Source organism: Knoellia sp. LjRoot47, from assembly GCF_964253435.1.
GTDB lineage: Bacteria > Actinomycetota > Actinomycetes > Actinomycetales > Dermatophilaceae > Knoellia.
Genome location: NZ_CAXUQS020000001.1, coordinates 2,732,073 through 2,753,802, shown reverse-complemented (window position 1 = coordinate 2,753,802; position 21,730 = coordinate 2,732,073). Strand labels below are relative to the sequence as shown.

Sequence of the window (21,730 nt, the reverse complement as noted above, 5' to 3'; positions counted from 1 at the left end):
ATCGTGCCACGCTGTGGTCGCGCGGCCGTGCACGGCCGCGCCGCCGGGACCGCCTCAGACCGTGCTGTGGCCGAGGTCGCTGAGGAGGTCCCGTGCGTGCTCGAGGGCGGCGTCACTCTCGCTGCCGGCCATCATCCTCGCGAGCTCGCTCACCCGCTCCTCCCCCGCGACGCGTCGCACGCCGCTGCGCGTGACCTTGCCGTCGTCCGCCTTGGACACGACGAGGTGGTGGTCGGCGTGGGCGGCCACCTGCGCGAGGTGGGTCACGACGATGACCTGGGCGCTGGCGGCGAGCGCGGCGAGGCGGGCACCCACGTCGAGGGCCGCTCGCCCACCGACGCCCGAGTCCACCTCGTCGAAGACGAAGGTCGGCACCGCACGCGTGCTGTCCGCCTGCGCGGTCGCGACCTCGATGGCGAGCATGACGCGGGACAGCTCACCGCCGGAGGCCACCTTGCTCACGCTGCGTGGGGTGCTCCCGATGTTGGCGGCGAGCCCGATCTCGACGTCGTCGGCGCCGTGCGGACCGAGGCGTCCCGGCTGCTCGACGCCGATGACCACCGTGGCCGAACCCATGGCCAGATGCCCCAGCTCGTCACTGATCCGCTTCGACAGGGCCTTGGCCGCCTTGGTGCGGGCGGCGGTGAGGTCCGCGGCGGCGGCGGCCCGCTGCTGTTCGAGCTCGGCGACGCGCCCCTCGAGAACGGTGATCCGGTCGTCGTCGCCTTCGAGCTCGAGCACGCGTCGAGCGGCCGACTCGCCCCAGGCGAGGACCTCGTCCACGCTCTCGCCGTAGCTGCGGGTGAGGTCCGACAGCGCCGCGCGGCGGGTCTGCACCCACTCCAGGCGGCCGGGGTCGAGGTCGACGTCGGCGACATAGGCGGACAGGTCGGAGGCGAGGTCGGTCACGACGTGGGAGACCTCGACGAGCCGGCGCTCGAGGTCGGCCAGCGCGGGGTCGTTGGCGCTCACCTGGGCGAGCGCGGAACGGGCGGCCGCGAGCTCACCCATGACGCCGGCGTTGCCGCCCCCGAGGGCGTCGTCGTCGCCGGCGAGCAGCGCCTGGGCCTGCGCCGACCCGGAGCGCAGCTCCTCCGCATGGGCGAGCCGCTCGTCCTCGGTGCGCAGGCTGACGTCCTCGCCGGGCTGCGGCTCGAGGGCCTCGATGCGCTCGAGGCCCCGGTGCAGCAGGTCGAGCTCCTGGGCGCGCTCGCGAGCGGCCGTGCGCAGGTTCTCGAGCTCGGTCACGGCAGCCGCGTGGTCGGCATACACCGTGTCGTATGCCGTCCGCACCCGTCCCAGCGTCGCTCCACCGAAGGTGTCGAGCAGCTCGCGGTGCTCCTCGGGCCGGCGCAGGCGCCACTGGTCGGCCTGTCCGTGGACGGCGACGAGGTGCTCCCCCAGCTCGCCGAGGACGCCGACGGGCGCGCTCCGTCCGCCGACGTGGGCGCGAGAGCGTCCCTCACCACTCACCGAGCGGACGAGGACGAGGCTCTCGTCGACGTCTCCCCCGGCCTCGACGGCGCGGGTCGCGGCGGGGTGGTCGGCGGGCACGTCGAAGACGCCCTCGATGACGGCCCGGTCGGAGCCTTGACGCACGAGCCCGGAGTCGGAGCGCGCGCCGAGGAGCAGTCCGAGGCTCGTGACGACCATCGTCTTGCCGGCACCGGTCTCACCGGTCAGCACGGTCAGTCCCGGCCCGAACTCGATGAGCGACTCATCGATGATGCCGAGGTCCTTGATCCTGATCTCCTGGAGCACGGTGGGTTCAGCCCGCCTCGGGGTCGGAGCCGTTGGCGCGACGCGCGGCGCCACGCCACCCGTGCACGGAGAGGTCGAACTTCTCCACGAGCCGGTCGGTGAAGGGGGAGGCCGCGAAGCGCGCGAGGCGCACCGGGTCGCTGCTGCGGTGGACCTGGATACGGGCACCGGGCGGCAGGTCGACGGCACGCCGACCGTCGCACCACACCACACCCGAACCCTGCGTGCCCGGGACGACCTCGACGGCGAGCTGGCTCTCGGGTCCCACGACGAGGGGTCGGGCGAAGAGTGCGTGGGCGCTGATGGGGGCGAGCAGGAGTGCCTCGACGTCGGGCCAGACGACAGGTCCACCCGCGGAGAACGCGTATGCCGTGGACCCGGTCGGCGTGGCCATGACGACCCCGTCGCAGCCCCACGTCGACAGTGGTCGCCCGTCGATCTCGACGGTGAGCTCGATCATCCGCTCGCGCGACGCCTTCTCGACGGTGACCTCGTTGAGGGCCCAGCTCTCGAAGACGGTCTCGCCGTCGTGGACGGCCGTGACCTCGAGGGTCATGCGCTCCTCGACGGCATAGCTGCGCTCGACGATCCGCTCGACCGTGACGTCGAGGTCGTCCCGCTCGACCTCGGCGAGGAAGCCGACGTGGCCGAAGTTCACCCCGAGCAGCGGCACCCCCGAACCGCGCGAGAGCTCGGCCGCGCGCAGGATGGAGCCGTCGCCACCGAGGATGCAGACGAGCTCGCACCCCGCCGTGGGGTCGGCCGGGTCGGCGGCGACGAGGTCGGGCTGGCCCTCGAGCGGGGTGCCCAACATCTCGTCGGCGATGACCGCGACGGAGACGCCGGCGGCTGTGAGGCGCTTGACGACGCCGAGCGCGTGGTCGTGGACCTCGGGGCGGGACGGGTGGACGACGAGCAGAATGCGGCGTGACTGGCTCATGGTGGTCCTCCCTTGCTCAGGCCCCGAACGGCTGCGGTCAGTGCGTCGGGGTCCATCGTGCCCGAGACCCCCGACCGCGCCCACAGGAGGTACTCGGTGTTGCCCTCTCCCCCGCTGATCGGGCTGCGCTCGAGACCGTTCACGCCGAGGCCTGCCTCGGTGGCCGCCGCGAGGACGTCGGTGAGGGCCTGGCGCCGGTGCCTCGGGTCGGTGACGATCCCGTTCTTGCTCAGGCGTCCCCGCCCGACCTCGAACTGCGGCTTGACGAGCACGACCACGTCCGCGCCCGGGGCCGCGAGTGCCGCGATCGGGGCGAGGACCAGCGTGAGCGAGATGAACGACAGGTCACCCACGACGAGGTCGAAGGTGCCGCCGAGGTCTCCGGGCGTGACGTCGCGGATCGACGTGCCGCTGCGCTCGGTCACCCGCGGGTCGTCGCGGATCTCCGCCACGAGCTGCCCGTGACCGACGTCGAGCGCCACGACGTCCGTGGCGCCGCGGGCGAGCAGCACCTGGGTGAACCCACCCGTCGACGCGCCCACGTCGAGGCAGTGCCGACCCTCCGCGGTCAGGCCGCGAGCCTCCCACGAGGTGAAGGCGTGCTCGAGCTTGTGGGCGGCGCGCCCCACCCACCTCGGGCGGTCCGCCGACACGGCGACCGGGGTCGCCTCGTCGACGGCGGACGACGCCTTGCTCGCCGCCCGCCCGTCGATGGTGACGAGGCCACCCTCGATGAGCTCCCGAGCCTCGCCGCGCGACCGGGCCAGTCCACGGCGGACGAGCTCGGCGTCGAGCCGAGCGATGTCAGCCCCCGAGGTCGCTGAGGCGACCCTGGAGGGTGCGCTGGACTTGCTCGCCTCGCTCGACCTGGGCGTCGAGGTCGTTTTCCGGGGCCTCGGCGAGGTCCCGGAGGGCGGCGTCGATGACGAGGTCGCCCGTCTCGGGGGCCGCGGGAGTGCCCGTGCCACCCCCGGTCTGGTCGGACTCGGTCTGGTCGGACTCGGTCTGGTCGGGCCCGGTCTGGTTGGGCCCGGCGTGCTCGGGTTCCGTCTGGTCGGCCTCGGTCTGGTTGCGCTCAAGCTGCTCGGACGGCTCGGACTGGGGCTGCGCGGCCTCGGACTGGGGCTGCTCCGCCTCGGAGAGGTCGTCGCCCTCGCGAACGTGCTCGCTCACGCGCCCGCCGTGGACGAGGTCGAACCGGTCGACGAGGTGGAAGCCGAGCTCGGGGAGGCCTTGGTCGCCGACGTCGAGGCCGCGGACTTCTTCGCGGTCGACTTCTTCGCGGTCGACTTCTTCGCGGTCGACTTCTTCGTGGTGGACGCCTTCTTGGCCGGGGCCTTCTTCGCGGTCGACGTCGTCGCCGCCTTCTTCGTGCCCGTCGCCTTCTTTGCTGTCGACGATGCCGGGGACTTCTTGGCCGTGGACGACGTCGTGGCCGCGGCCGTGGTGGCGCTGGACTTCTTGGCGGTCGACGTCTTCTTGGCCGGGGCCTTCTTCGCGGACGACTTCTTGGCCGTCGTCTTCTTCGCAGCCGAGGTCTTCGTGGCGGGCGTTGCGGCCGAGGACTTCTTCAGCGCCGACCGCGCTGGACGCCGGCTCGGGCTCGGCGCCACGACAGGCGCGACATCGGCGACGGTGTCACCGGCGGTGTCGGCCAGAGAGGCGACGCCGGTCGCGGCGCTCGACGCTGCCGTGGACGTGCGGCCCGAGAGCGAACCGGCGAGCTCCTCCACCTGCCCCCGCAGGGCCTGCACCGTGTCGGCCACCGACGAGAGCTCCCGCTGCAGTGTGGCCACGTCGAGACGACCCACGGCCTTGTCGACCTCGGAGCGCACGAGCGCGACGAGGTTCTTGCGGTTGGTGTTCGCCGCCGCGAAGAGGTCGTCGGCGAGACGGCTCGCCTGCTTGGTGACCTTCTTGGCTGACAGGTCGTTGTTGGTGAGGGCGACGAACTCGGCCGCTGCGTCCTTGGCAGCGCTCCTCGTCATCTCGCCGAGTCCGGAAGCGAGCTCGACGTATCCCTTGATCGACCGCTGGGCCATGGAGTCCTCCTGTGCTTCGTGGTGGTTTCGCCACACGCTACTCGTGAGTGTGCCCACGAAGACGGGCCGTCACTCCGCGAGTGCTGCGAGTTCCTCCGGCACGGGACGGCTGACGTCGACGCCGGTGGCCGCGTTGTCACGCGCGGCCCACTCGGAGCGCAGCGCCGCCGACGCCGGCTCGAGCGTGTCGACGTCATCGAGCAGGGCGCGCAGGTCACGGGCCACCCAGGTCGGCCGGGCCTGCGGTGGCGCGGACACGGCGTCGTGCACGCCGTGGACTCCCGTGAGCACGAGCAGCGAGTCCATCCCCGCCTGGTGGGCGCCCTCGATGTCGGTCTCGAGCCGGTCCCCGATCGCGAGGACGCGCTCGGGTGCGACCCCGAGCCGCTCGGCGCACATGAGGTAGAGCGGCTCGTCCGGCTTGCCCGCGACGAGATCCGGCCCGCGTCCCACCGCCGCACCGACGGCGAGGACCAGCGCACCGTTGCCCGGCGCGTAGCCATGGGCCGTCGGGAGCGTGTGGTCGGTGTTCGTGGCGAGCCACAGCGCACCCTGCTGCACGGCGTAGGCCGCCTGCGCCAGGTCGTCCGCGGTGACCTCGGCCCCGTAACCCTGGACCACGGCGACCGGTTCGGCGGCGGCCGACCGCACGGGAACGTACCCCCGCTCGCGCAGGGCCTGCGCCACTCCCTCTCCCCCGACGGCCAGGACGGACGCGCCGACCTGGACGTGCTGGGTGAGCAGCCACGCGGCGGCCTGGCTGCTCGTCGCCACGGCCGAGTCCTGCACCGAGAGTCCCAGCCTGCGGAGGTGGTCCCCCACCTCGGAGGGTGACCGGGACGCGTTGTTGGTCGCGTACTGGATGGGTATGCCGGCCGCGGACAGGGAGTCCACGGCATACGGCACGGCGGGGTCACCGCGGTAGACGACCCCGTCGAGGTCGCACACGATGGCGTCGTAGCGGTCGACGAGCCTCACTCGTCGACCTCGTCCTCCTCGTCGGCGCCGCCGAGGAGGTCGGTGACGCTGACACCGTCGAGCTCCTCGAGCCGCTCGACCGCGTCGGTCTCGTACTCGGTGTCGGCCTCCGCGGCCTTCTCGAACCACTCGCGCGCCTCGTCCGCGCGACCGAGCCCGAGCAGGGTGTCGGCGTAGGCGTAGGCCAACCGTGGCTGGTTCGACTTCTTGAGCTGCGGGATCTGCAGGGCGACGAGGGCGGCATCGGTCTGCCCCAGGTCACGGCGGATGCCCGAGACGACGATGGCGAGCTCGACCTTCTCCTGCGTGGGCAGGCGCTTGGCCTCGGGCGACTGCGCGAGGTCGAGGGCACGCTCGTGCCGGCCCAGGCCGCGCTCGCAGTCGACCATGAGCGGAATGAGGTGGTCCGAGCCGCTGATCCGGCGGACCGTGCGGAACTCGCCGAGCGCACGGGCGAAGTCGCCGGTGCGGTAGGCCACCATGCCGAGCGCCTCACGGGCGGCGGGCACGCGACCGGCGCGCCGGACCGCGGTCTCGGCGTGCGCCATCGCGCCTTCGACGTCATCGGCCTCGAGGAGTGCGGCGACCATGACGAGGTGCTGGGCGACGCCCTCGGCGTTCTCCTTGCTCAGGGTGCGCAGCTGGTGGTGCACGGAGCGATCGAGCTCCTTGCCGGTGACCCCGTCCGGGATCCGCGGCTCGGGACGCCGGGGGCTCTTCGGTGCCAGCCGCGGCCCGCCGCGCTCACCGTCGCGCTCGGCGCCACCTCGCGGGGGGCGACCCCCGTCACGGCGGTCATCACGTCGGTCGTCGCGACCACCGAAGCGGGCGGAGCTTCCTCCGCGGCGGTCATCGCGCTCCGGTCGACCCGACCCGCTGCGTTCGTCACGCTGTGGACGCCCCGAACCACGACGGTCGTCGCGCTCCGGGCGTCCCGCCCCGCGGGGGCCGCGACCACTCGCGTCCCGACCTCGCGAACCGCCGCCACTACCGGACCCGCTCCGACGGGAGTCGTCACGCCCACCGTCGCGGCGCGGTCCACGGTTCTCGTCGTTCATCGGTGCCTCCAGGCAGATCGGGCGGCGCAGGGCGCCACAGGAGCACGTGCAGTCTAGGGGCCGCGAGCCGGTGCCGGCCGACGTGGCCGACGCAGTCTCGAGGCGCGCAAAGCACTGTGCAATTGACAGGTGAAATGAGAAATGGCCCGCCGGGTGGGCGGGCCATTTCTTGAATGTTTGTCCGGCTGCGTCCTACTCTCCCACACCGTCACCAGTGCAGTACCATCGGCGCTGAAGGGCTTAGCTTCCGGGTTCGGAATGGAGCCGGGCGTTTCCCCTTCGCTATGACAGCCGAAACTCTATGGAGATGTCAGTGGATTCACACCCCGTGTTCTCGGGGGTCCCGACCGTATCTCGGGAACTGCACAGTGGACGCGAGCACAACAAAATCTTTTGGTGTGTATCAAGTTATCGGCTTATTAGTACCAGTCAGCTACATGCATTACTGCACTTCCACGTCTGGCCTATCAACCCAGTAGTCTAGCTGGGAGCCTCTCGGACACGAGGTCCATGGAAATCTCATCTTGAAGCGTGCTTCCCGCTTAGATGCTTTCAGCGGTTATCACTTCCGAACGTAGCTAATCAGCGGTGCTCTTGGCAGAACAACTGACACACCAGAGGTTCGTCCATCCCGGTCCTCTCGTACTAGGGACAGCCCTTCTCAAATTTCCTACGCGCACAGCGGATAGGGACCGAACTGTCTCACGACGTTCTAAACCCAGCTCGCGTACCGCTTTAATGGGCGAACAGCCCAACCCTTGGGAGAGACTCCACCCCCAGGATGCGACGAGCCGACATCGAGGTGCCAAACCATGCCGTCGATATGGACTCTTGGGCAAGATCAGCCTGTTATCCCCGGGGTACCTTTTATCCGTTGAGCGACGCCGCTTCCACAAGCCAGCGCCGGGTCACTAGTTCCGACTTTCGTCCCTGCTCGACATGTCTGTCTCGCAGTCAAGCTCCCTTGTGCACTTACACTCGAAACCTGATTACCAACCAGGCTGAGGGAACCTTTGAGCGCCTCCGTTACCTTTTAGGAGGCAACCGCCCCAGTTAAACTACCCACCAGGCAATGTCCCTGATCCGGATCACGGACCGAGGTTAGATATCCAGAACGACCAGAGTGGTATTTCAACGTTGACTCCACCGACACTGGCGTGCCGGCTTCACAGTCTCCCACCTATCCTACACAAGCCGTACCGAACACCAATACCAAGCTATAGTAAAGGTCCCGGGGTCTTTCCGTCCTGCTGCGCGTAACGAGCATCTTTACTCGTAGTGCAATTTCGCCGAGTTCATGGTTGAGACAGTGGAGAAGTCGTTACGCCATTCGTGCAGGTCGGAACTTACCCGACAAGGAATTTCGCTACCTTAGGATGGTTATAGTTACCACCGCCGTTTACTGGGGCTTAAATTCTGAGCTTCGACCTTACGATCTAACCCGTCCTCTTAACCTTCCAGCACCGGGCAGGCGTCAGTCCGTATACATCGTCTTGCGACTTAGCACGGACCTGTGTTTTTAGTAAACAGTCGCTTCTCCCTGGTCTCTGCGGCCGTTCAGGCTAGTCCGTGAAGAACTTCACCCTCTGGGCCCCCCTTCTCCCGAAGTTACGGGGGTATTTTGCCGAATTCCTTAACCATGATTCACTCGATCGCCTTGGTATTCTCTACCTAACCACCTGAGTCGGTTTGGGGTACGGGCGGCTCGAACCTCGCTAGAAGATTTTCTTGGCAGCATAGGATCACCCTGCTTCCCGCATTCGCGGTCACTATCAGGTCTCAGGACATGTGTGACACGGATTTGCCTATGTCACTCCCTACACCCTTGGACGTGGACTACCATCGCCACGCGGAGGCTACCTTCCTGCGTCTCTCCATTGCTTGACTACTACCAGATCGGGTCGCGCGCTCCGCCCGCATCGGTCCGAAGACGTCAGCGGGTTTCAGGCGCTTAGCATCAAAAGGTTCGTCATGGGCGGTTCTTCGCCGGTTCCGGAATATCAACCGGATGTCCATCGACTACGCCTGTCGGCCTCGCCTTAGGTCCCGACTTACCCAGGGCAGATTAGCTTGACCCTGGAACCCTTGGTTATTCGGCGGACGGGTTTCTCGCCCGTCATTCGCTACTCATGCCTGCATTCTCACTCGTGTGGCCTCCACGGCTGGATCACTCCGCCGCTTCCCTGGCCACACGACGCTCCCCTACCCATCAACACGCTTGGACCACCAACCCGCAGGTGTGGTGGCCGGGCAATATGTCAATGCCACAGCTTCGGTGGTGTGCTTGAGCCCCGCTACATTGTCGGCGCGGAATCACTTGACCAGTGAGCTATTACGCACTCTTTAAAGGGTGGCTGCTTCTAAGCCAACCTCCTGGTTGTCAATGCAACTCCACATCCTTTCCCACTTAGCACACGCTTTGGGACCTTAGCTGGTGGTCTGGGCTGTTTCCCTCTCGACTACGGAGCTTATCCCCCGCAGTCTCACTGCCACGCTCTCACTTACCGGCATTCGGAGTTTGGCTAACGTCAGTAACCTGTTGAGGCCCATCGGCTATCCAGTAGCTCTACCTCCGGTAAGAAACACGTGACGCTGCACCTAAATGCATTTCGGGGAGAACCAGCTATCACGGAGTTTGATTGGCCTTTCACCCCTACCCACAGCTCATCCCCTCAGTTTTCAACCTAAGTGGGTTCGGTCCTCCACGACGTCTTACCGTCGCTTCAACCTGGCCATGGGTAGATCACTCCGCTTCGGGTCTAGACCCAGCGACTCATACGCCCTGTTCGGACTCGCTTTCGCTACGGCTTCCCCACACGGGTTAACCTCGCCACTGAGCACTAACTCGCAGGCTCATTCTTCAAAAGGCACGCTGTCACCCCACAAGGAGGCTCCAACGGATTGTAGGCACACGGTTTCAGGATCTATTTCACTCCCCTCCCGGGGTACTTTTCACCTTTCCCTCACGGTACTTGTCCGCTATCGGTCACCAGGGAATATTTAGGCTTAGCGGGTGGTCCCGCCAGATTCACACGGGATTTCTCGGGCCCCGTGTTACTTGGGATAACTCTCTGAAGTTCACGATGTTTCGTCTACGGGGGTCGCACCCTCTGTGCCGGGCCATTCAATGCCCTTCGACTACACCGCGAATTTTTGACTCCATGCCAGGATGTCAGTCCTGACCGAGAGGTCCCACGACCCCGTACCTGCAACGCCTGACAGCTATCACACAGATACGGTTTAGCCTCTTCCGCTTTCGCTCGCCACTACTCACGGAATCGCGGTTGCTTTCTCTTCCTGTGGGTACTGAGATGTTTCACTTCCCCACGTTCCCTCTACTCACCCTATGTGTTCAGATGAGAGTGACTGGACTTGCCTCCAGCCGGGTTTCCCCATTCGGAAATCCACGGATCACAGTCTGGTTATCGACTCCCCGTGGCTTATCGCAGATTCCTACGTCCTTCTTCGGTTCCTGGTGCCAAGGCATCCACCGTGCGCCCTTAAAAACTTGATACGCAAAGATAAAGATGCTCGCGTCCACTGTGTAGTTCTCAACATACGGGCGGCCCACCACCATGCGCTGCAATGCCTACCCAACACCCACCCACCAGGGGCAGAGCTGGACGGTTCACCAGCGGTGACAGTCCTGACCGGATACCGGCCTGACGATCCGAGCTTGACGCCCGAGCCCTCAGGACCCAACAACGTGTCAGGCGCCGACCCGACACACCACCACGTTCCACACCCACCCCCCACAAAGGGAAGCCGGCTGTACTTGCGTGCAGTGCACGAGACGACGCCAAATAATCGATGTTCCACCCTTGAGCACCTGCCGTCCCACAGGCGGGGACGAAACAGGGCCTGGACCACAAAACGTGGCCAGTGCTCCTTAGAAAGGAGGTGATCCAGCCGCACCTTCCGGTACGGCTACCTTGTTACGACTTAGTCCCAATCGCCAGTCCCACCTTCGACGGCTCCCTCCACAAGGGTTGGGCCACCGGCTTCGGGTGTTACCGACTTTCGTGACTTGACGGGCGGTGTGTACAAGGCCCGGGAACGTATTCACCGCAGCGTTGCTGATCTGCGATTACTAGCGACTCCAACTTCATGGGGTCGAGTTGCAGACCCCAATCCGAACTGAGACCGGTTTTTTGGGATTCGCTCCACCTTGCGGTTTCGCAGCCCTTTGTACCGGCCATTGTAGCATGTGTGAAGCCCAAGACATAAGGGGCATGATGATTTGACCTCATCCCCACCTTCCTCCGAGTTGACCCCGGCAGTCTCCTATGAGTCCCCACCATCACGTGCTGGCAACATAGAACGAGGGTTGCGCTCGTTGCGGGACTTAACCCAACATCTCACGACACGAGCTGACGACAACCATGCACCACCTGTATACCGACCTTGCGGGGCACCCATCTCTGGATGTTTCCGGTATATGTCAAGCCTTGGTAAGGTTCTTCGCGTTGCATCGAATTAATCCACATGCTCCGCCGCTTGTGCGGGCCCCCGTCAATTCCTTTGAGTTTTAGCCTTGCGGCCGTACTCCCCAGGCGGGGAACTTAATGCGTTAGCTGCGGCACGGATCTCGTGGAATGAGACCCACACCTAGTTCCCAACGTTTACGGCATGGACTACCAGGGTATCTAATCCTGTTCGCTCCCCATGCTTTCGCTTCTCAGCGTCAGTAGTGGCCCAGAGACCTGCCTTCGCCATCGGTGTTCCTCCTGATATCTGCGCATTTCACCGCTACACCAGGAATTCCAGTCTCCCCTACCACACTCTAGTCTGCCCGTACCCACTGCAAGTCCGGGGTTGAGCCCCGGATTTTCACAGCAGACGCGACAAACCGCCTACAAGCTCTTTACGCCCAATAATTCCGGACAACGCTCGCACCCTACGTATTACCGCGGCTGCTGGCACGTAGTTAGCCGGTGCTTCTTCTGCAGGTACCGTCACTTGCGCTTCTTCCCTGCTGAAAGAGGTTTACAACCCGAAGGCCGTCATCCCTCACGCGGCGTCGCTGCATCAGGCTTTCGCCCATTGTGCAATATTCCCCACTGCTGCCTCCCGTAGGAGTCTGGGCCGTGTCTCAGTCCCAGTGTGGCCGGTCGCCCTCTCAGGCCGGCTACCCGTCATCGCCTTGGTGAGCCATTACCTCACCAACAAGCTGATAGGCCGCGAGTCCATCCCAGACCGAAAAACTTTCCACACACTCCCCATGCGAGGGTGTGTCATATCCGGTATTAGACGCCGTTTCCAGCGCTTATTCCAGAGTCAGGGGCAGGTTACTCACGTGTTACTCACCCGTTCGCCACTGTTCACCCAAGAGCAAGCTCTCGAGGTCACCGTTCGACTTGCATGTGTTAAGCACGCCGCCAGCGTTCGTCCTGAGCCAGGATCAAACTCTCCGTTGATGATTGCTATCCCCCAGCCAAAGCCAGGGAAAAACATTACCCACAAAGGGTTGTACAAATCCTGGCTGAGCAAGAACAACCAGCAAAAAACTGCTGAATGATCATTGTCAACCAAAGGAAAAAAATTCGTTCGCCACGACAACAACACAACCCCAGAACAGGGGCCGCGCCACCACCGCAACGAGACGAGGTATTGGCATCGATTTTTGACACGCTGTTGAGTTCTCAAGGATCGGACGCACACCATCCACCAACCCGCAGGCCAGCATCAAGGGCAACCACTCAAAACTACCCGCGGCCACACTTGGGCGTCAAACCCGGCCACGTCCCTCTCGGAACCGCCGGATCCGACTGCACTTGGATCTTCGCGGGGCGCCAACCGTAGCAGCCTGTGGGCCGCGTTCCAAACCCGCGTCTCCGCTGATTCGTGACGGTCGGTCACTCCCAACCGTCACGCCTCGTGGGCGTCACACCGTCGACAACGTTTCCGCTGTGTCGAGCTGTTGGGGCCAACCCCGGGACCGGCCTACTTCGTGCGGGGCCGTGGGCCCTGCGCAGTGGTGTCCGTTCCTCCCTCTCGGGCTGACATCGAGAACAGTAGATGACGTTCTCGCCAGAAACCAAATCGGGCCCGTCCGGCGTCTGTCGAGACAGCGCCAACGGGCCCGATCGGGCTGTGCGACAACGGTTTACGACCGTCGCCCCGCTGCCATGGACTTGCGGCCACGACGGAGGATGGCCACGGAGCCGTGCAGGAAGTGCTCCTCGGACAGCGTGAGCTCGGGATCGGTCACCTTCACGCCGTTGACCGAGGCCCCACCGTCACCGATCGCGCGGCGTGCGGCGTTGCGCGAGTCGACCAGACCGACCGCCACGAGGGCATCGGTCATGGTCATCCCAGGGGTCACCTCTCCCCCGGGAAGCTCGGCCGTCGCGTCGTCGAGCGTGCGGGCGTCGAGCGCGGTGAGGTCGCCCTTGCCGAACAGTGCTTCCGAGGCGGCCTGGACCGAGGCCGTCGCCTCGGCTCCGTGGACGAGCGTCGTCACGTCCGCAGCCAGGGTCCGTTGGGCCGCCCGACGGAACGGCTCCTCGGCCACCTGGCGCTCGAGCTCGGCGACTTCGTCCTGCGTGCGGTCGGTGAAGATCCGCAGGAGCTTGATCACCGAGGCGTCCTCGACGTTGAGCCAGTACTGGTAGAAGGCGTAGGGGCTTGTCATGTCGGCCGACAGCCAGACGGCGTTGCCCTCGCTCTTGCCGAACTTGTTGCCGGCGGAGTCGGTGACCAGGGGTGTCGTGAGCAGGTGCACCGACTCACCCTCGACCTTGTGGATGAGGTCCGAGCCGGCGGTGAGGTTGCCCCACTGGTCCTGTCCACCGGTCTGGAGCGTGCACCCGTGCGAGCGGTAGAGCTCGAGGAAGTCGAGGCCCTGGAGGATCTGGTAGCTGAACTCGGTGTACGAGATCCCCTCGTCGGAGTTGAGGCGCGCGGCGACGGCGTCCTTCTTGACCATCTGGTTGACCCGGAAGTGCTTGCCGATGTCGCGCAGGAAGTCCAGCGCGGACATCGGGGCCGTCCAGTCCAGGTTGTTGACCATGATCGCGGGGTTGTCGCCCTCGAAGTCGAGGAAGGGCCGCACCTGCTGCTGGATGCGCCCGACCCACTCGGCGGTCTGCTCCTTGGTCTTGAGGACTCGCTCGGAGCTCGGCCGTGGGTCACCGATGAGGCCCGTCGACCCCCCGACGAGGCAGATCACCTTGTGCCCAGCCCGCTGCAGGTGCCGCAGCACGATGAGCTGCACGAGGTTGCCGAAGTGCAGCGATGGCGCCGTCGGGTCGAAGCCGCAGTAGCCCGTGACCGGTCCCGCGGTCAGGGCGTCGCGCAGGGCGTCCTCGTCGGTCGTCTGGGCCACGAGGCCGCGCCACTGGAGCTCGGCAAAGATGTCGTTCACGGGCGCCAGCCTGCCACGCCGAACTCGGTGGACGACGCACCGCGTCAGCGTGTGGGATGTGGGCCATGCCTGCCCTCTTCGACGGCGAGACGCCGGTCACCGACGAGCTGGTGCGCTCACTCGTGGACAGCCAGTGCCCCCGGTGGCGCGACCTCCCGCTCTCGCCGATGACGACCTCTGGCACCGAGCACACCACCTATCGGCTCGGGGACGCGCTCCTCGTCCGGGTGCCACGTCACGAGGACGCCGAGGCCGGGCTGCGCAAGGAGGTCGACTGGCTGCCCCGGCTGCGTGGGCGGCTTCCCCTCGAGGTGCCCGAGGTCGAGCACCTCGGGACCCCGACCGAGCGCTATCCCCACATCTGGACGGTCAACCACTGGATCGAGGGCGAGGACGTCGCCGCCCGCGTGCTGTCCGACACCGTGCCGCTCGCCTGGCCCGACGCCCTCGCCGAGACGGTGGCGGCGCTCCGCGACATCGACCTCGGTGCCGTCCCCCGGGAGGAGTGGCCCCGCGGGTCGCGCGGCGGGCACCTCAGCGAACGGGCCGAGGGCCTCGACGACTCCGACGACGTCCTGTCCGGACCGCTCGACGCCTCGCACATCCGGGGGATCGTCGACGACGCCCTCGCTGCGGGCGTCCCCGACGAGAGACCCGTCCTCCTGCACGCCGACCTCATCCCCGGCAACCTCGTAGCCCGCGGCGACGAGCTCGTGGGGCTGCTCGACTTCGGGACGCTCACGACGGGGTACGCCGCCACCGACCTCACCCCTGCCTGGTGGGTGCTCGGCCCCGACGGGCGGCAGCGCTTCCGGCGGCTGCTCGAGGTCGACGACGTCGCGTGGGCGTGGGGTCGCGCGTGCGCCGCGATCCAGGGGTGCTTCGCGCACTGGATCTACGGGCCCCGGGGTCACGACCTGGCGCCGCTGGGCGCGCGCGCCGTCACCCAGGCCCTGGCCGACTGACAGACTGCGTCGCATGGGTGAGCGGACGGCATACGACGGGTTCATCGCAGGTCTGCCGAAGGCAGAGCTGCACGTCCACCACGTGGGGTCGGCGCGGCCGGAGACCGTGGCCAGGCTGGCCGAGCGTCACCCGGACTCCGGTGTCCCGCAGGACATCGAGGCGCTGCGCGACTTCTATACGTTCTCGGACTTCGCCCACTTCATCGACGTCTACCTCGCGGTCGTGTCGCTGCTGCGGACGCCCGAGGACATCCACCTGCTCACGTACGAGGTCGCCGAAGGCCTTGCGGCACAGCAGGTTCGCTACGCCGAGCTGACGATGACGCCGTTCACGAGCGTGCGGATGGGTATCCCCATCGAGGCCTACACCGAGGCGATCGAGGACGCCCGCCGTGCTGCCGAGCGCGACCACGGCATCGTCCTGCGGTGGATCTACGACATCCCCGGCGAGGCCGGGCTCGACTCCGCCGACGCGACCATCGGCTACGCGATCGACCACGGTCCGGAGGCGCTCATCGGCTTCGGTCTCGGTGGCCCCGAGGTGCCGCGACCGCAGTTCAAGCCGCACTTCGACCGGGCGCGTGCGGCCGGCCTGCGGTCACTCCCCCACGCCGGCGAGTCGACCGACGCCCAGTCGGTGTGGGACGCGCTCGAGGCCCTCGGTGCCGAGCGGATCGGTCACGGCATCAGGTCGATCGACGACCCGCGACTCGTCGAACGCCTTGTCGCAGAGCGGATCCCGCTGGAGGTGTGCCTGACGTCGAACATCGCGACCCGGTGCGTGGAGCGGCTCGAGGACCACCCCCTTCGAGCCCTCCGCGACGCCGGTGTGGTCGTCACGGTCAACAGTGACGACCCGCCGATGTTCGGGACGACGCTGGGCCGCGAGTACTCCATCGCCGCCGACCTGCTCGACCTCGACGAGGCGGGTCTCGCCGACCTCGCGACGACGGCCGTGGACGTCAGCTACGCCCCGGACGACGTCAAGACGCGGATCCGCGGGGAGATCAGCGCGTACGTCGGCGAGTGACGCCGGGCCGGTAGGCGCTCACGGTCGGCTCGCCGTCGAGCCAGAACCGATAGGGGTATGCCGTCCCGTCACCACCGGGGCCGCTCACGCCGACCCGTGGTCCGGTCCGGATCTGTGCGAGGTCGACCGGCTCGTCCGGCGCCTCGAAGCGCACCGGACCCTGCCCGGCGATGTCGCTGCCGTCGTGCGCCCGGTCGATCGCCAACGTCGAGGTGAGCCGGGCCGGACCCCGCGCCCAGTCGCGCTGCGTCACGCCCGCTCGCCTGCTCGCGGCGACCTCGTGACCGGCGACGACCTCACCGGCGCGTAGCAGCACCGCCTGCGCCTCGCCCTCGTCGCCGCACACCGCGTTGGCGCACCAGTGCATGCCGTAGCTGAAGTAGACGTAGAGGTGCCCTGCCTCGCCGAACATCACCTCGGTGCGAGGGGTCCGGCCGCGGAAGGCATGCGAGCCCGGGTCGGCGCCCTCGCCGGCATACGCCTCGACCTCGGTGAGCCGGGCGGTGACGCCGCCGTGGGTGACTCGGCACCCGAGGAGCTCCGGCGCCACGACGAGCGCCGGTCGTGCGAAGAAGGACCGCTCGAGGCTCACCGGACCGTCGGCAACGACCCGGCCCACGACCAGGCGGCGTCGCGTGCGGTGCGCGCCCGCTCGAGCTGCTCTGCCACACGCACCGGTGCGGTGCCGCCCTTGGCGTCGCGCGACGCCAAGGACCCCTCGACCGACAGCACGTCGCGGACCGCGGGCGTGAGGTGCTCGGAGATGCCGGCGAGGTCGTCGTCGGTGAGGTCCCAGAGCTCGATGCCGCGGGACTCGCAGACCCGCACGCACTCGCCCGCCACCTCGTGCGCCACGCGGAACGGGACGCCCTCGCGCACGAGCCACTCGGCGATGTCGGTCGCGAGCGAGAAGCCCTGCGGCGCGAGGGACTCGAGGCGGGCAGTGTCGAACACGAGGGTGTCGACCATCCCGCTGAAGGCGGGCAGGAGGACCTCGAGGGTGTCGATCGAGTCGAAGACCGGCTCCTTGTCCTCCTGGAGGTCGCGGTTGTAGGCGAGCGGCAGGCCCTTGAGCGTCGTGAGGAGTCCGCCGAGGTTGCCCACGAGGCGGCCCGCCTTGCCACGAGCGAGCTCGGCGACGTCGGGGTTCTTCTTCTGCGGCATGATGCTCGACCCGGTCGAGTACGAGTCGTCGAGCGTGACGAAGCCGAACTCCTTGGTCGCCCAGAGGACGACCTCCTCGGCGATGCGTGACAGGTCGACCGCGACCATCGTCGTCACGAACGCGAACTCCGCGACGACGTCTCGGGCTGCGGTGCCGTCGATCGAGTTCTCGACCGAGCCGGCGAAGCCGAGGTCCGACGCGACGGCCTCCGGGTCGAGGCCGAGCGAGCTGCCCGCGAGGGCGCCGGAGCCGTAAGGGCTGAGCGCCGCCCGGGCGTCCCAGTCGCGCAGCCGCTCGACGTCACGCAGCAGGGGCCAGGCGTGGGCGAGCAGGTGGTGGGCGAGCAGGACCGGCTGGGCGTGCTGCAGGTGCGTGCGTCCGGGCATGGCGACGTCCGGGTGCCGCTCCGCCTGCGCGACGAGCGCATCGACGACGTCGACGACGAGGCCGGCGACGGTGCGGGCGTGCTCGCGGAGATACATGCGGACGAGCGTCGCGACCTGGTCGTTGCGGGACCGGCCGGCACGCAGCCGTCCGCCGACCTCGGGACCGGCGCGCTCGATGAGACCGCGCTCGAGGGCGGTGTGGACGTCCTCGTCGCCGGGGCCGGGGACGAAGGCTCCCGACTCGACGTCGGTCGCCAGCCGGGCGAGCGCGTCGAGCATCGCGGCGAGGTCGTCGTCACCGAGAAGTCCTGCCGCGTGCAGGACTCGCGCGTGGGCACGCGACCCGGCGATGTCGTGCAGCGCGAGCCGCCAGTCGAAGTGCGTCGAGCGGGACAGCTCCGCGAGGGCGTCGGCCGGGCCACCGCTGAAGCGCCCTCCCCACAGGCTCAGCCCGGACCGGGCCTGCTCGGTCGCCTCTGGGTTGCTCACACGTTCTCCTTGCGGGTGTAGGCCATGAGTCGGGCGGCCACCTTGCGTGAGGCGGCCGTCCCCGTCGTGATGACCATGATCGTGTCATCCCCCGCGATCGTGCCGACCACCCCGGGGACGGTCGTGTGGTCGATGGCCGACGCGAGGAAGTTCGCCGCCCCCGGCGGGGTCCGCAGGACGACGAGGTTGGCCGACTGCTCGGCCGAGACGAGGAGCTCGTGACAGCGCTGCGCCAGTCGGCCCGACGTCTCGACCTCGTCGGGAGCGACGCGCACGGTGCGGTCACCGCCCTCTCCGGGGACGGCATACACGAGGTTCTTGCCGACGCGGACCTTCTCGGCACCGATGTCCACGAGGTCTCGCGACAGGGTGGCCTGGGTGACGTCGATGCCGTCCCCGGCGAGGATGCCGAGGAGCTCGGTCTGGGAGCGCACGGGCTGGGTCGACAGGATCTCGACGATGCGTCGCTGGCGACCGGTGCGGCTGGACGAGACGGTCATCGGGCCTGCGCCCCGCTCTTCTCGAGCAGCCACGACAGGACGGCCTTCTGGGCGTGCAACCGGTTCTCGGACTCGTCCCACACGACCGACTGAGGCCCGTCGATGACCGAGGCGTCGACCTCGAAGCCACGGTAGGCGGGCAGGCAGTGCAGGAAGATCGCGTCCGGCTTGGCCCGCGCCATGAGGTCGGCGCTCACGGCGTAGCGGGCGAACGGGCTGGCGGAGCCCTGGCGCGACTTCTTCTCCTTCTCGAAGCCCATCGAGACCCACGTGTCGGTGGCGACGACATCGGCGCCGGCGACGGCCTCCTCCGGGTCCTCGACGACGGTGACCGAGCCGCCGGTCGAGGCGGCGATCTCCTCGGCGCGGGCGAGCAGCGGCGGTGACGGCTGGTAGGCCGCGGGCGTCCCGATCCGGACGTGCAGCCCGGACAGCGCCATGCCGAGGAGGTAGCTGTGGCTCATGTTGTTGGCTCCGTCACCGACGTAGGCGAACGTCAGGCCGGCGAGCGTGCCCTTGTGCTCCTTGATCGTCAGGAGGTCCGCGAGGATCTGGCACGGGTGGAACTCGTCGGTGAGCGCGTTGACGACCGGGACGCTCGAGTGCGCGGCCATCTCCTCGATCCGCTCCTGGCCGTAGGTGCGCCACACGATGACCTTGGCCTCGCGGGTGAGCACCCGGGCGACGTCGGCGATCGACTCGCGCACGCCGACCTGGGCGAGCTTGCCGTCGATGACGAGCGGGAAGCCGCCGAGGTGCGCGATGGCCGCGGCGAACGACACCTGGGTGCGCAGGGTCTGCTTGTCGAAGAGCACCGCGACGACCTCGGGCCCCTCGAGGCACCGGTCGCTGAACGGGCGCGCCTTGATCGCCGCGGCGCGTTCGAGGATCTCGGCCTGCTCGGCCGGTGTGACGTCGTCGTCCCGCAGGAAGTGCCTGGGCGTGGTGGTCATGTCGTCTCCTTGGCGGTGGCGATGAGCGTGGGAAGCGCGGTCACGAGGAGGTCGATCTCCTCGCGCGTGACGACGAGCGGCGGGACGAGCCGGATCGCGTCGGGCGCAACGGCGTTGACGAGGAAGCCGGCCTCACGAGCGGCGGTCGCGATGCCCGCCGAGAGGTCGGAGCGCAGGACGATCGCGCGGAGCAGCCCGCGACCTCGCACGCCCTCGATGTCGGGGTGGTCGAGGGCGGTGACGGCCGCGACGAGGTGCTCCCCCATGGCCTGCACGTGGTCGAGCAGTCCCTCGGCCTCGATCGTGGACAGGACGCTCAGCCCGGCGGCGGCGACGAGCGGGTTGCCGCTGAAGGTCGAGCCGTGCTGGCCGGCGGTGAGCAGGCCCGTCACCTCGGCGCCGAACGTCACGATCGCGCCGACGGGCAGCCCGCCGCCGAGGCCCTTGGCGAGCGTGATCGCGTCGGGCACGATCCCGCTGGCCTGGAACCCGAACCAGTCGCCGGTGCGTCCGATACCGGTCTGGACCTCGTCGATGACGAGCAGCGCACCTGCCGCGGTGGTGATCTCGCGTGCCGCACGCAGGTATGCCGGGTCCGCGACGATCGCTCCCGCCTCACCCTGGACGGGTTCGAGGACGACGGCGGCGGTCTCCTGCGTGACGGCGGCGCGCAGGGCCTCGATGTCGTTGTAGGGCACGTGCGTGACGTCGGGGATGAGCGGCGCGAACGGCTCCCGGTAGGCGGCCTTGGACGTCAGCGCCAGGGCGCCGGTGGTCCGTCCGTGGAAGGCGCCCTCGGCGGCGACGAGACCGGTGCGACCGGTGCGCCGGGAGAGCTTGATCGCGGCCTCGACGGCCTCGGCACCGGAGTTGGCGAAGAAGACGCCCGATCCGGCGGGTGCCCCGGCAATCGCGAGGACGCGTTCGGCGAGCTCGATCTGCGCCCGGGAGGTGTAGAAGTTCGAGATGTGTGCCATCTCGGCGACCTGCTTCGACACGGCCGCGACGAGCGCCGGGTGGTTGTGGCCGAGCGCGTTGACGGCGATGCCGCCGACGAGGTCGAGGTAGCGCTTGCCGTCGGTGTCCCACACCCAGGCGCCGTCGCCGCGCTCGAGGACGAGCTGCGGACGGCCGAAGACCGGGATGAGCGAGGAGGCATAGCGGTCGAGCAGCTCGTCCTGGCTGCCAGCGCTTTCGTGGGGTGTGTTCATGCGTCCTCCTCGATGAGGGTGCCGATGCCCTGCGAGGTGAACACCTCGAGGAGCAGGGAGTGGGGTTCGCGTCCGTCGATGACGTGGGCCTGCGGGACGCCGTCCTCGACCGCGCGGATGCACGCCTCGAGCTTGGGGATCATGCCGGCGTCCACGCGGGTGAGGAGCTCACGGGCCTGGCTGAGGGGCAGGGTCGAGAGCAGGGAGGACCGGTCGGGCCACGCGGCATACACGCCCTCGACGTCCGTGAGGACGACGAACTTGCGCGCTCCGAGTGCGGCGGCGAGAGCGGCGGCGGCGGTGTCGGCGTTGACGTTGAGGACCTGTCCCGGGTGGTCGAGGTCGGGTGCGACAGTGGACACGACGGGGATCCGGCCCGCGTCGAGCAGGTCGACGACGGCCTGGGTGTTGACCGAGACGACGTCGCCGACGAGACCGAGGTCCTCCTCGACGTCGTCGACGACGACCCCACGGCGGCGTGCGCCGAACAGGGCTGCGTCCTCCCCCGACAGGCCGACGGCGAGCGGACCGTGCTGGTTGAGCAGGCCGACGAGCTCACGCCCCACCTGACCGGTGAGGACCATCCGGACGACGTCCATGACCTCGGGGGTGGTGACGCGCAGGCCCGCCTTGAACTCGCTCTCGAGACCGAGCCGGTCGAGCATCGCCTTGATCTGCGGTCCGCCACCGTGGACGACGACGGGTCGCAGCCCGGCGTAGCGCAGGAAGGCGATGTCCTGGGCGAAGGCGAGCTTGAGGTCGTCGTCGACCATGGCGTTGCCGCCGTACTTGACGACGACGAGCGCACCCCGGAACGCCTCGAGCCACGGCAGGGCCTCGACGAGGGTGCTCGCCTTGAGACGGGTGAGGTCGTCGGTCACTGGGA

The 21,730-nt window shown here is 67.9% G+C and carries 16 protein-coding genes and 3 rRNA genes; 2 read left to right on the top strand and 17 right to left on the bottom strand.

The features are described from left to right. Positions 1-54: 54 nt before the first annotated feature. The 11 genes from recN to tyrS form a co-directional block, all read right to left on the bottom strand. Entirely contained in the window at positions 55-1,761 is a 1,707-nt protein-coding gene (gene recN, locus ACSQ11_RS13300) for a DNA repair protein RecN (protein WP_436006138.1), read from the bottom strand. 7 nt (positions 1,762-1,768) lie between these two features. Then, a complete protein-coding gene (locus tag ACSQ11_RS13295; RefSeq protein WP_436006136.1) occupies positions 1,769-2,701 on the bottom strand; it encodes an NAD kinase in 933 nt (310 codons plus the stop codon). Then, positions 2,698-3,504 carry a TlyA family RNA methyltransferase gene (locus ACSQ11_RS13290; protein WP_436006782.1) on the bottom strand — a complete coding sequence of 269 codons (807 nt, stop codon included), beginning with the start codon at positions 3,502-3,504 and terminating at the stop codon, positions 2,698-2,700. Before ACSQ11_RS13290 ends, ACSQ11_RS13295 begins: the two co-directional genes overlap by 4 nt. Position 3,505: 1 nt before the next feature. Further along, positions 3,506-3,874: a hypothetical protein gene (locus ACSQ11_RS13285; RefSeq protein ID WP_436006134.1), complete on the bottom strand. Its 369-nt coding sequence runs from the start codon at positions 3,872-3,874 to the stop codon at positions 3,506-3,508. Beyond that, on the bottom strand, positions 3,871-4,743 hold the full coding sequence (locus ACSQ11_RS13280) for a hypothetical protein (protein WP_436006132.1): 873 nt from the start codon (positions 4,741-4,743) through the stop codon (positions 3,871-3,873). The genes ACSQ11_RS13285 and ACSQ11_RS13280 overlap by 4 nt, the downstream gene beginning before the upstream one ends. A gap of 69 nt (positions 4,744-4,812) precedes the next feature. After that, complete coding sequence (locus ACSQ11_RS13275) at positions 4,813-5,721, bottom strand: HAD-IIA family hydrolase (RefSeq protein WP_436006130.1); 909 nt, start codon at positions 5,719-5,721, stop codon at positions 4,813-4,815. After that, positions 5,718-6,374, bottom strand: coding sequence for a tetratricopeptide repeat protein (locus ACSQ11_RS13270; protein ID WP_436006128.1), 657 nt, complete (start codon positions 6,372-6,374; stop codon positions 5,718-5,720). Before ACSQ11_RS13270 ends, ACSQ11_RS13275 begins: the two co-directional genes overlap by 4 nt. A 584-nt stretch (positions 6,375-6,958) precedes the next feature. Next, positions 6,959-7,075: ribosomal RNA gene (rrf, locus tag ACSQ11_RS13265) — 5S ribosomal RNA — on the bottom strand. 103 nt (positions 7,076-7,178) lie between these two features. Then, positions 7,179-10,293 (bottom strand): 23S ribosomal RNA (locus tag ACSQ11_RS13260). A gap of 379 nt (positions 10,294-10,672) precedes the next feature. Beyond that, positions 10,673-12,196 (bottom strand): 16S ribosomal RNA (locus ACSQ11_RS13255). Together the 16S, 23S and 5S rRNA genes form the textbook arrangement of a ribosomal RNA operon. Positions 12,197-12,885: 689 nt before the next feature. Further along, the gene (tyrS, locus tag ACSQ11_RS13250) at positions 12,886-14,145 is read right to left on the bottom strand and encodes a tyrosine--tRNA ligase (RefSeq protein ID WP_436006126.1); all 1,260 of its coding nucleotides are present in this window, start codon (positions 14,143-14,145) and stop codon (positions 12,886-12,888) included. A gap of 65 nt (positions 14,146-14,210) precedes the next feature. Here tyrS and ACSQ11_RS13245 point away from each other — a divergent pair, with 65 nt between their 5' ends. Both ACSQ11_RS13245 and ACSQ11_RS13240 read left to right on the top strand, forming a co-directional pair. Next, positions 14,211-15,110 (top strand): aminoglycoside phosphotransferase family protein, encoded by a 900-nt coding sequence (locus tag ACSQ11_RS13245; protein ID WP_436006124.1) that lies wholly within the window; start codon positions 14,211-14,213, stop codon positions 15,108-15,110. Positions 15,111-15,123: 13 nt separating this feature from the next. Continuing rightward, positions 15,124-16,140 carry an adenosine deaminase gene (locus ACSQ11_RS13240; RefSeq protein ID WP_436006122.1) on the top strand — a complete coding sequence of 339 codons (1,017 nt, stop codon included), beginning with the start codon at positions 15,124-15,126 and terminating at the stop codon, positions 16,138-16,140. On the opposite strand, the gene ACSQ11_RS13235 is transcribed toward ACSQ11_RS13240, so the two are convergent. From ACSQ11_RS13235 to argB, 6 genes are read right to left on the bottom strand one after another with little or no spacing between them, the layout of a single operon-like run. Further along, positions 16,118-16,759, bottom strand: a complete 642-nt coding sequence (locus ACSQ11_RS13235) for a DNA-3-methyladenine glycosylase (RefSeq protein WP_436006120.1) — start codon at positions 16,757-16,759, stop codon at positions 16,118-16,120. The genes ACSQ11_RS13240 and ACSQ11_RS13235 overlap by 23 nt on opposite strands. Continuing rightward, the gene (gene argH / locus ACSQ11_RS13230; RefSeq protein ID WP_436006119.1) at positions 16,729-18,180 is read right to left on the bottom strand and encodes an argininosuccinate lyase; all 1,452 of its coding nucleotides are present in this window, start codon (positions 18,178-18,180) and stop codon (positions 16,729-16,731) included. The genes ACSQ11_RS13235 and argH overlap by 31 nt, the downstream gene beginning before the upstream one ends. Next, positions 18,177-18,680 carry an arginine repressor gene (locus tag ACSQ11_RS13225; RefSeq protein ID WP_436006117.1) on the bottom strand — a complete coding sequence of 168 codons (504 nt, stop codon included), beginning with the start codon at positions 18,678-18,680 and terminating at the stop codon, positions 18,177-18,179. Before ACSQ11_RS13225 ends, argH begins: the two co-directional genes overlap by 4 nt. Then, positions 18,677-19,633, bottom strand: coding sequence for an ornithine carbamoyltransferase (gene argF, locus ACSQ11_RS13220; protein ID WP_436006115.1), 957 nt, complete (start codon positions 19,631-19,633; stop codon positions 18,677-18,679). Before argF ends, ACSQ11_RS13225 begins: the two co-directional genes overlap by 4 nt. Continuing rightward, positions 19,630-20,844 (bottom strand): acetylornithine transaminase, encoded by a 1,215-nt coding sequence (locus ACSQ11_RS13215; RefSeq protein ID WP_436006113.1) that lies wholly within the window; start codon positions 20,842-20,844, stop codon positions 19,630-19,632. The genes argF and ACSQ11_RS13215 overlap by 4 nt, the downstream gene beginning before the upstream one ends. After that, the gene (gene argB, locus ACSQ11_RS13210) at positions 20,841-21,725 is read right to left on the bottom strand and encodes an acetylglutamate kinase (RefSeq protein ID WP_436006111.1); all 885 of its coding nucleotides are present in this window, start codon (positions 21,723-21,725) and stop codon (positions 20,841-20,843) included. Before argB ends, ACSQ11_RS13215 begins: the two co-directional genes overlap by 4 nt. Between the last annotated feature and the right edge of the window lie 5 nt (positions 21,726-21,730).

Excerpts from the sequence above, each read along its gene's own strand:
- ACSQ11_RS13295 (WP_436006136.1), bottom strand. The coding sequence starts at position 2,701 with ATGAGCCAGTCACGCCGCATTCTGCTCGTCGTCCACCCGTCCCGCCCC.
- ACSQ11_RS13280 (WP_436006132.1), bottom strand. The coding sequence starts at position 4,743 with ATGGCCCAGCGGTCGATCAAGGGATACGTCGAGCTCGCTTCCGGACTC.
- ACSQ11_RS13245 (WP_436006124.1), top strand. The coding sequence starts at position 14,211 with ATGCCTGCCCTCTTCGACGGCGAGACGCCGGTCACCGACGAGCTGGTG.
- ACSQ11_RS13240 (WP_436006122.1), top strand. The coding sequence starts at position 15,124 with ATGGGTGAGCGGACGGCATACGACGGGTTCATCGCAGGTCTGCCGAAG.
- ACSQ11_RS13225 (WP_436006117.1), bottom strand. The coding sequence starts at position 18,680 with ATGACCGTCTCGTCCAGCCGCACCGGTCGCCAGCGACGCATCGTCGAG.
- argF (WP_436006115.1), bottom strand. The coding sequence starts at position 19,633 with ATGACCACCACGCCCAGGCACTTCCTGCGGGACGACGACGTCACACCG.
- ACSQ11_RS13215 (WP_436006113.1), bottom strand. The coding sequence starts at position 20,844 with ATGAACACACCCCACGAAAGCGCTGGCAGCCAGGACGAGCTGCTCGAC.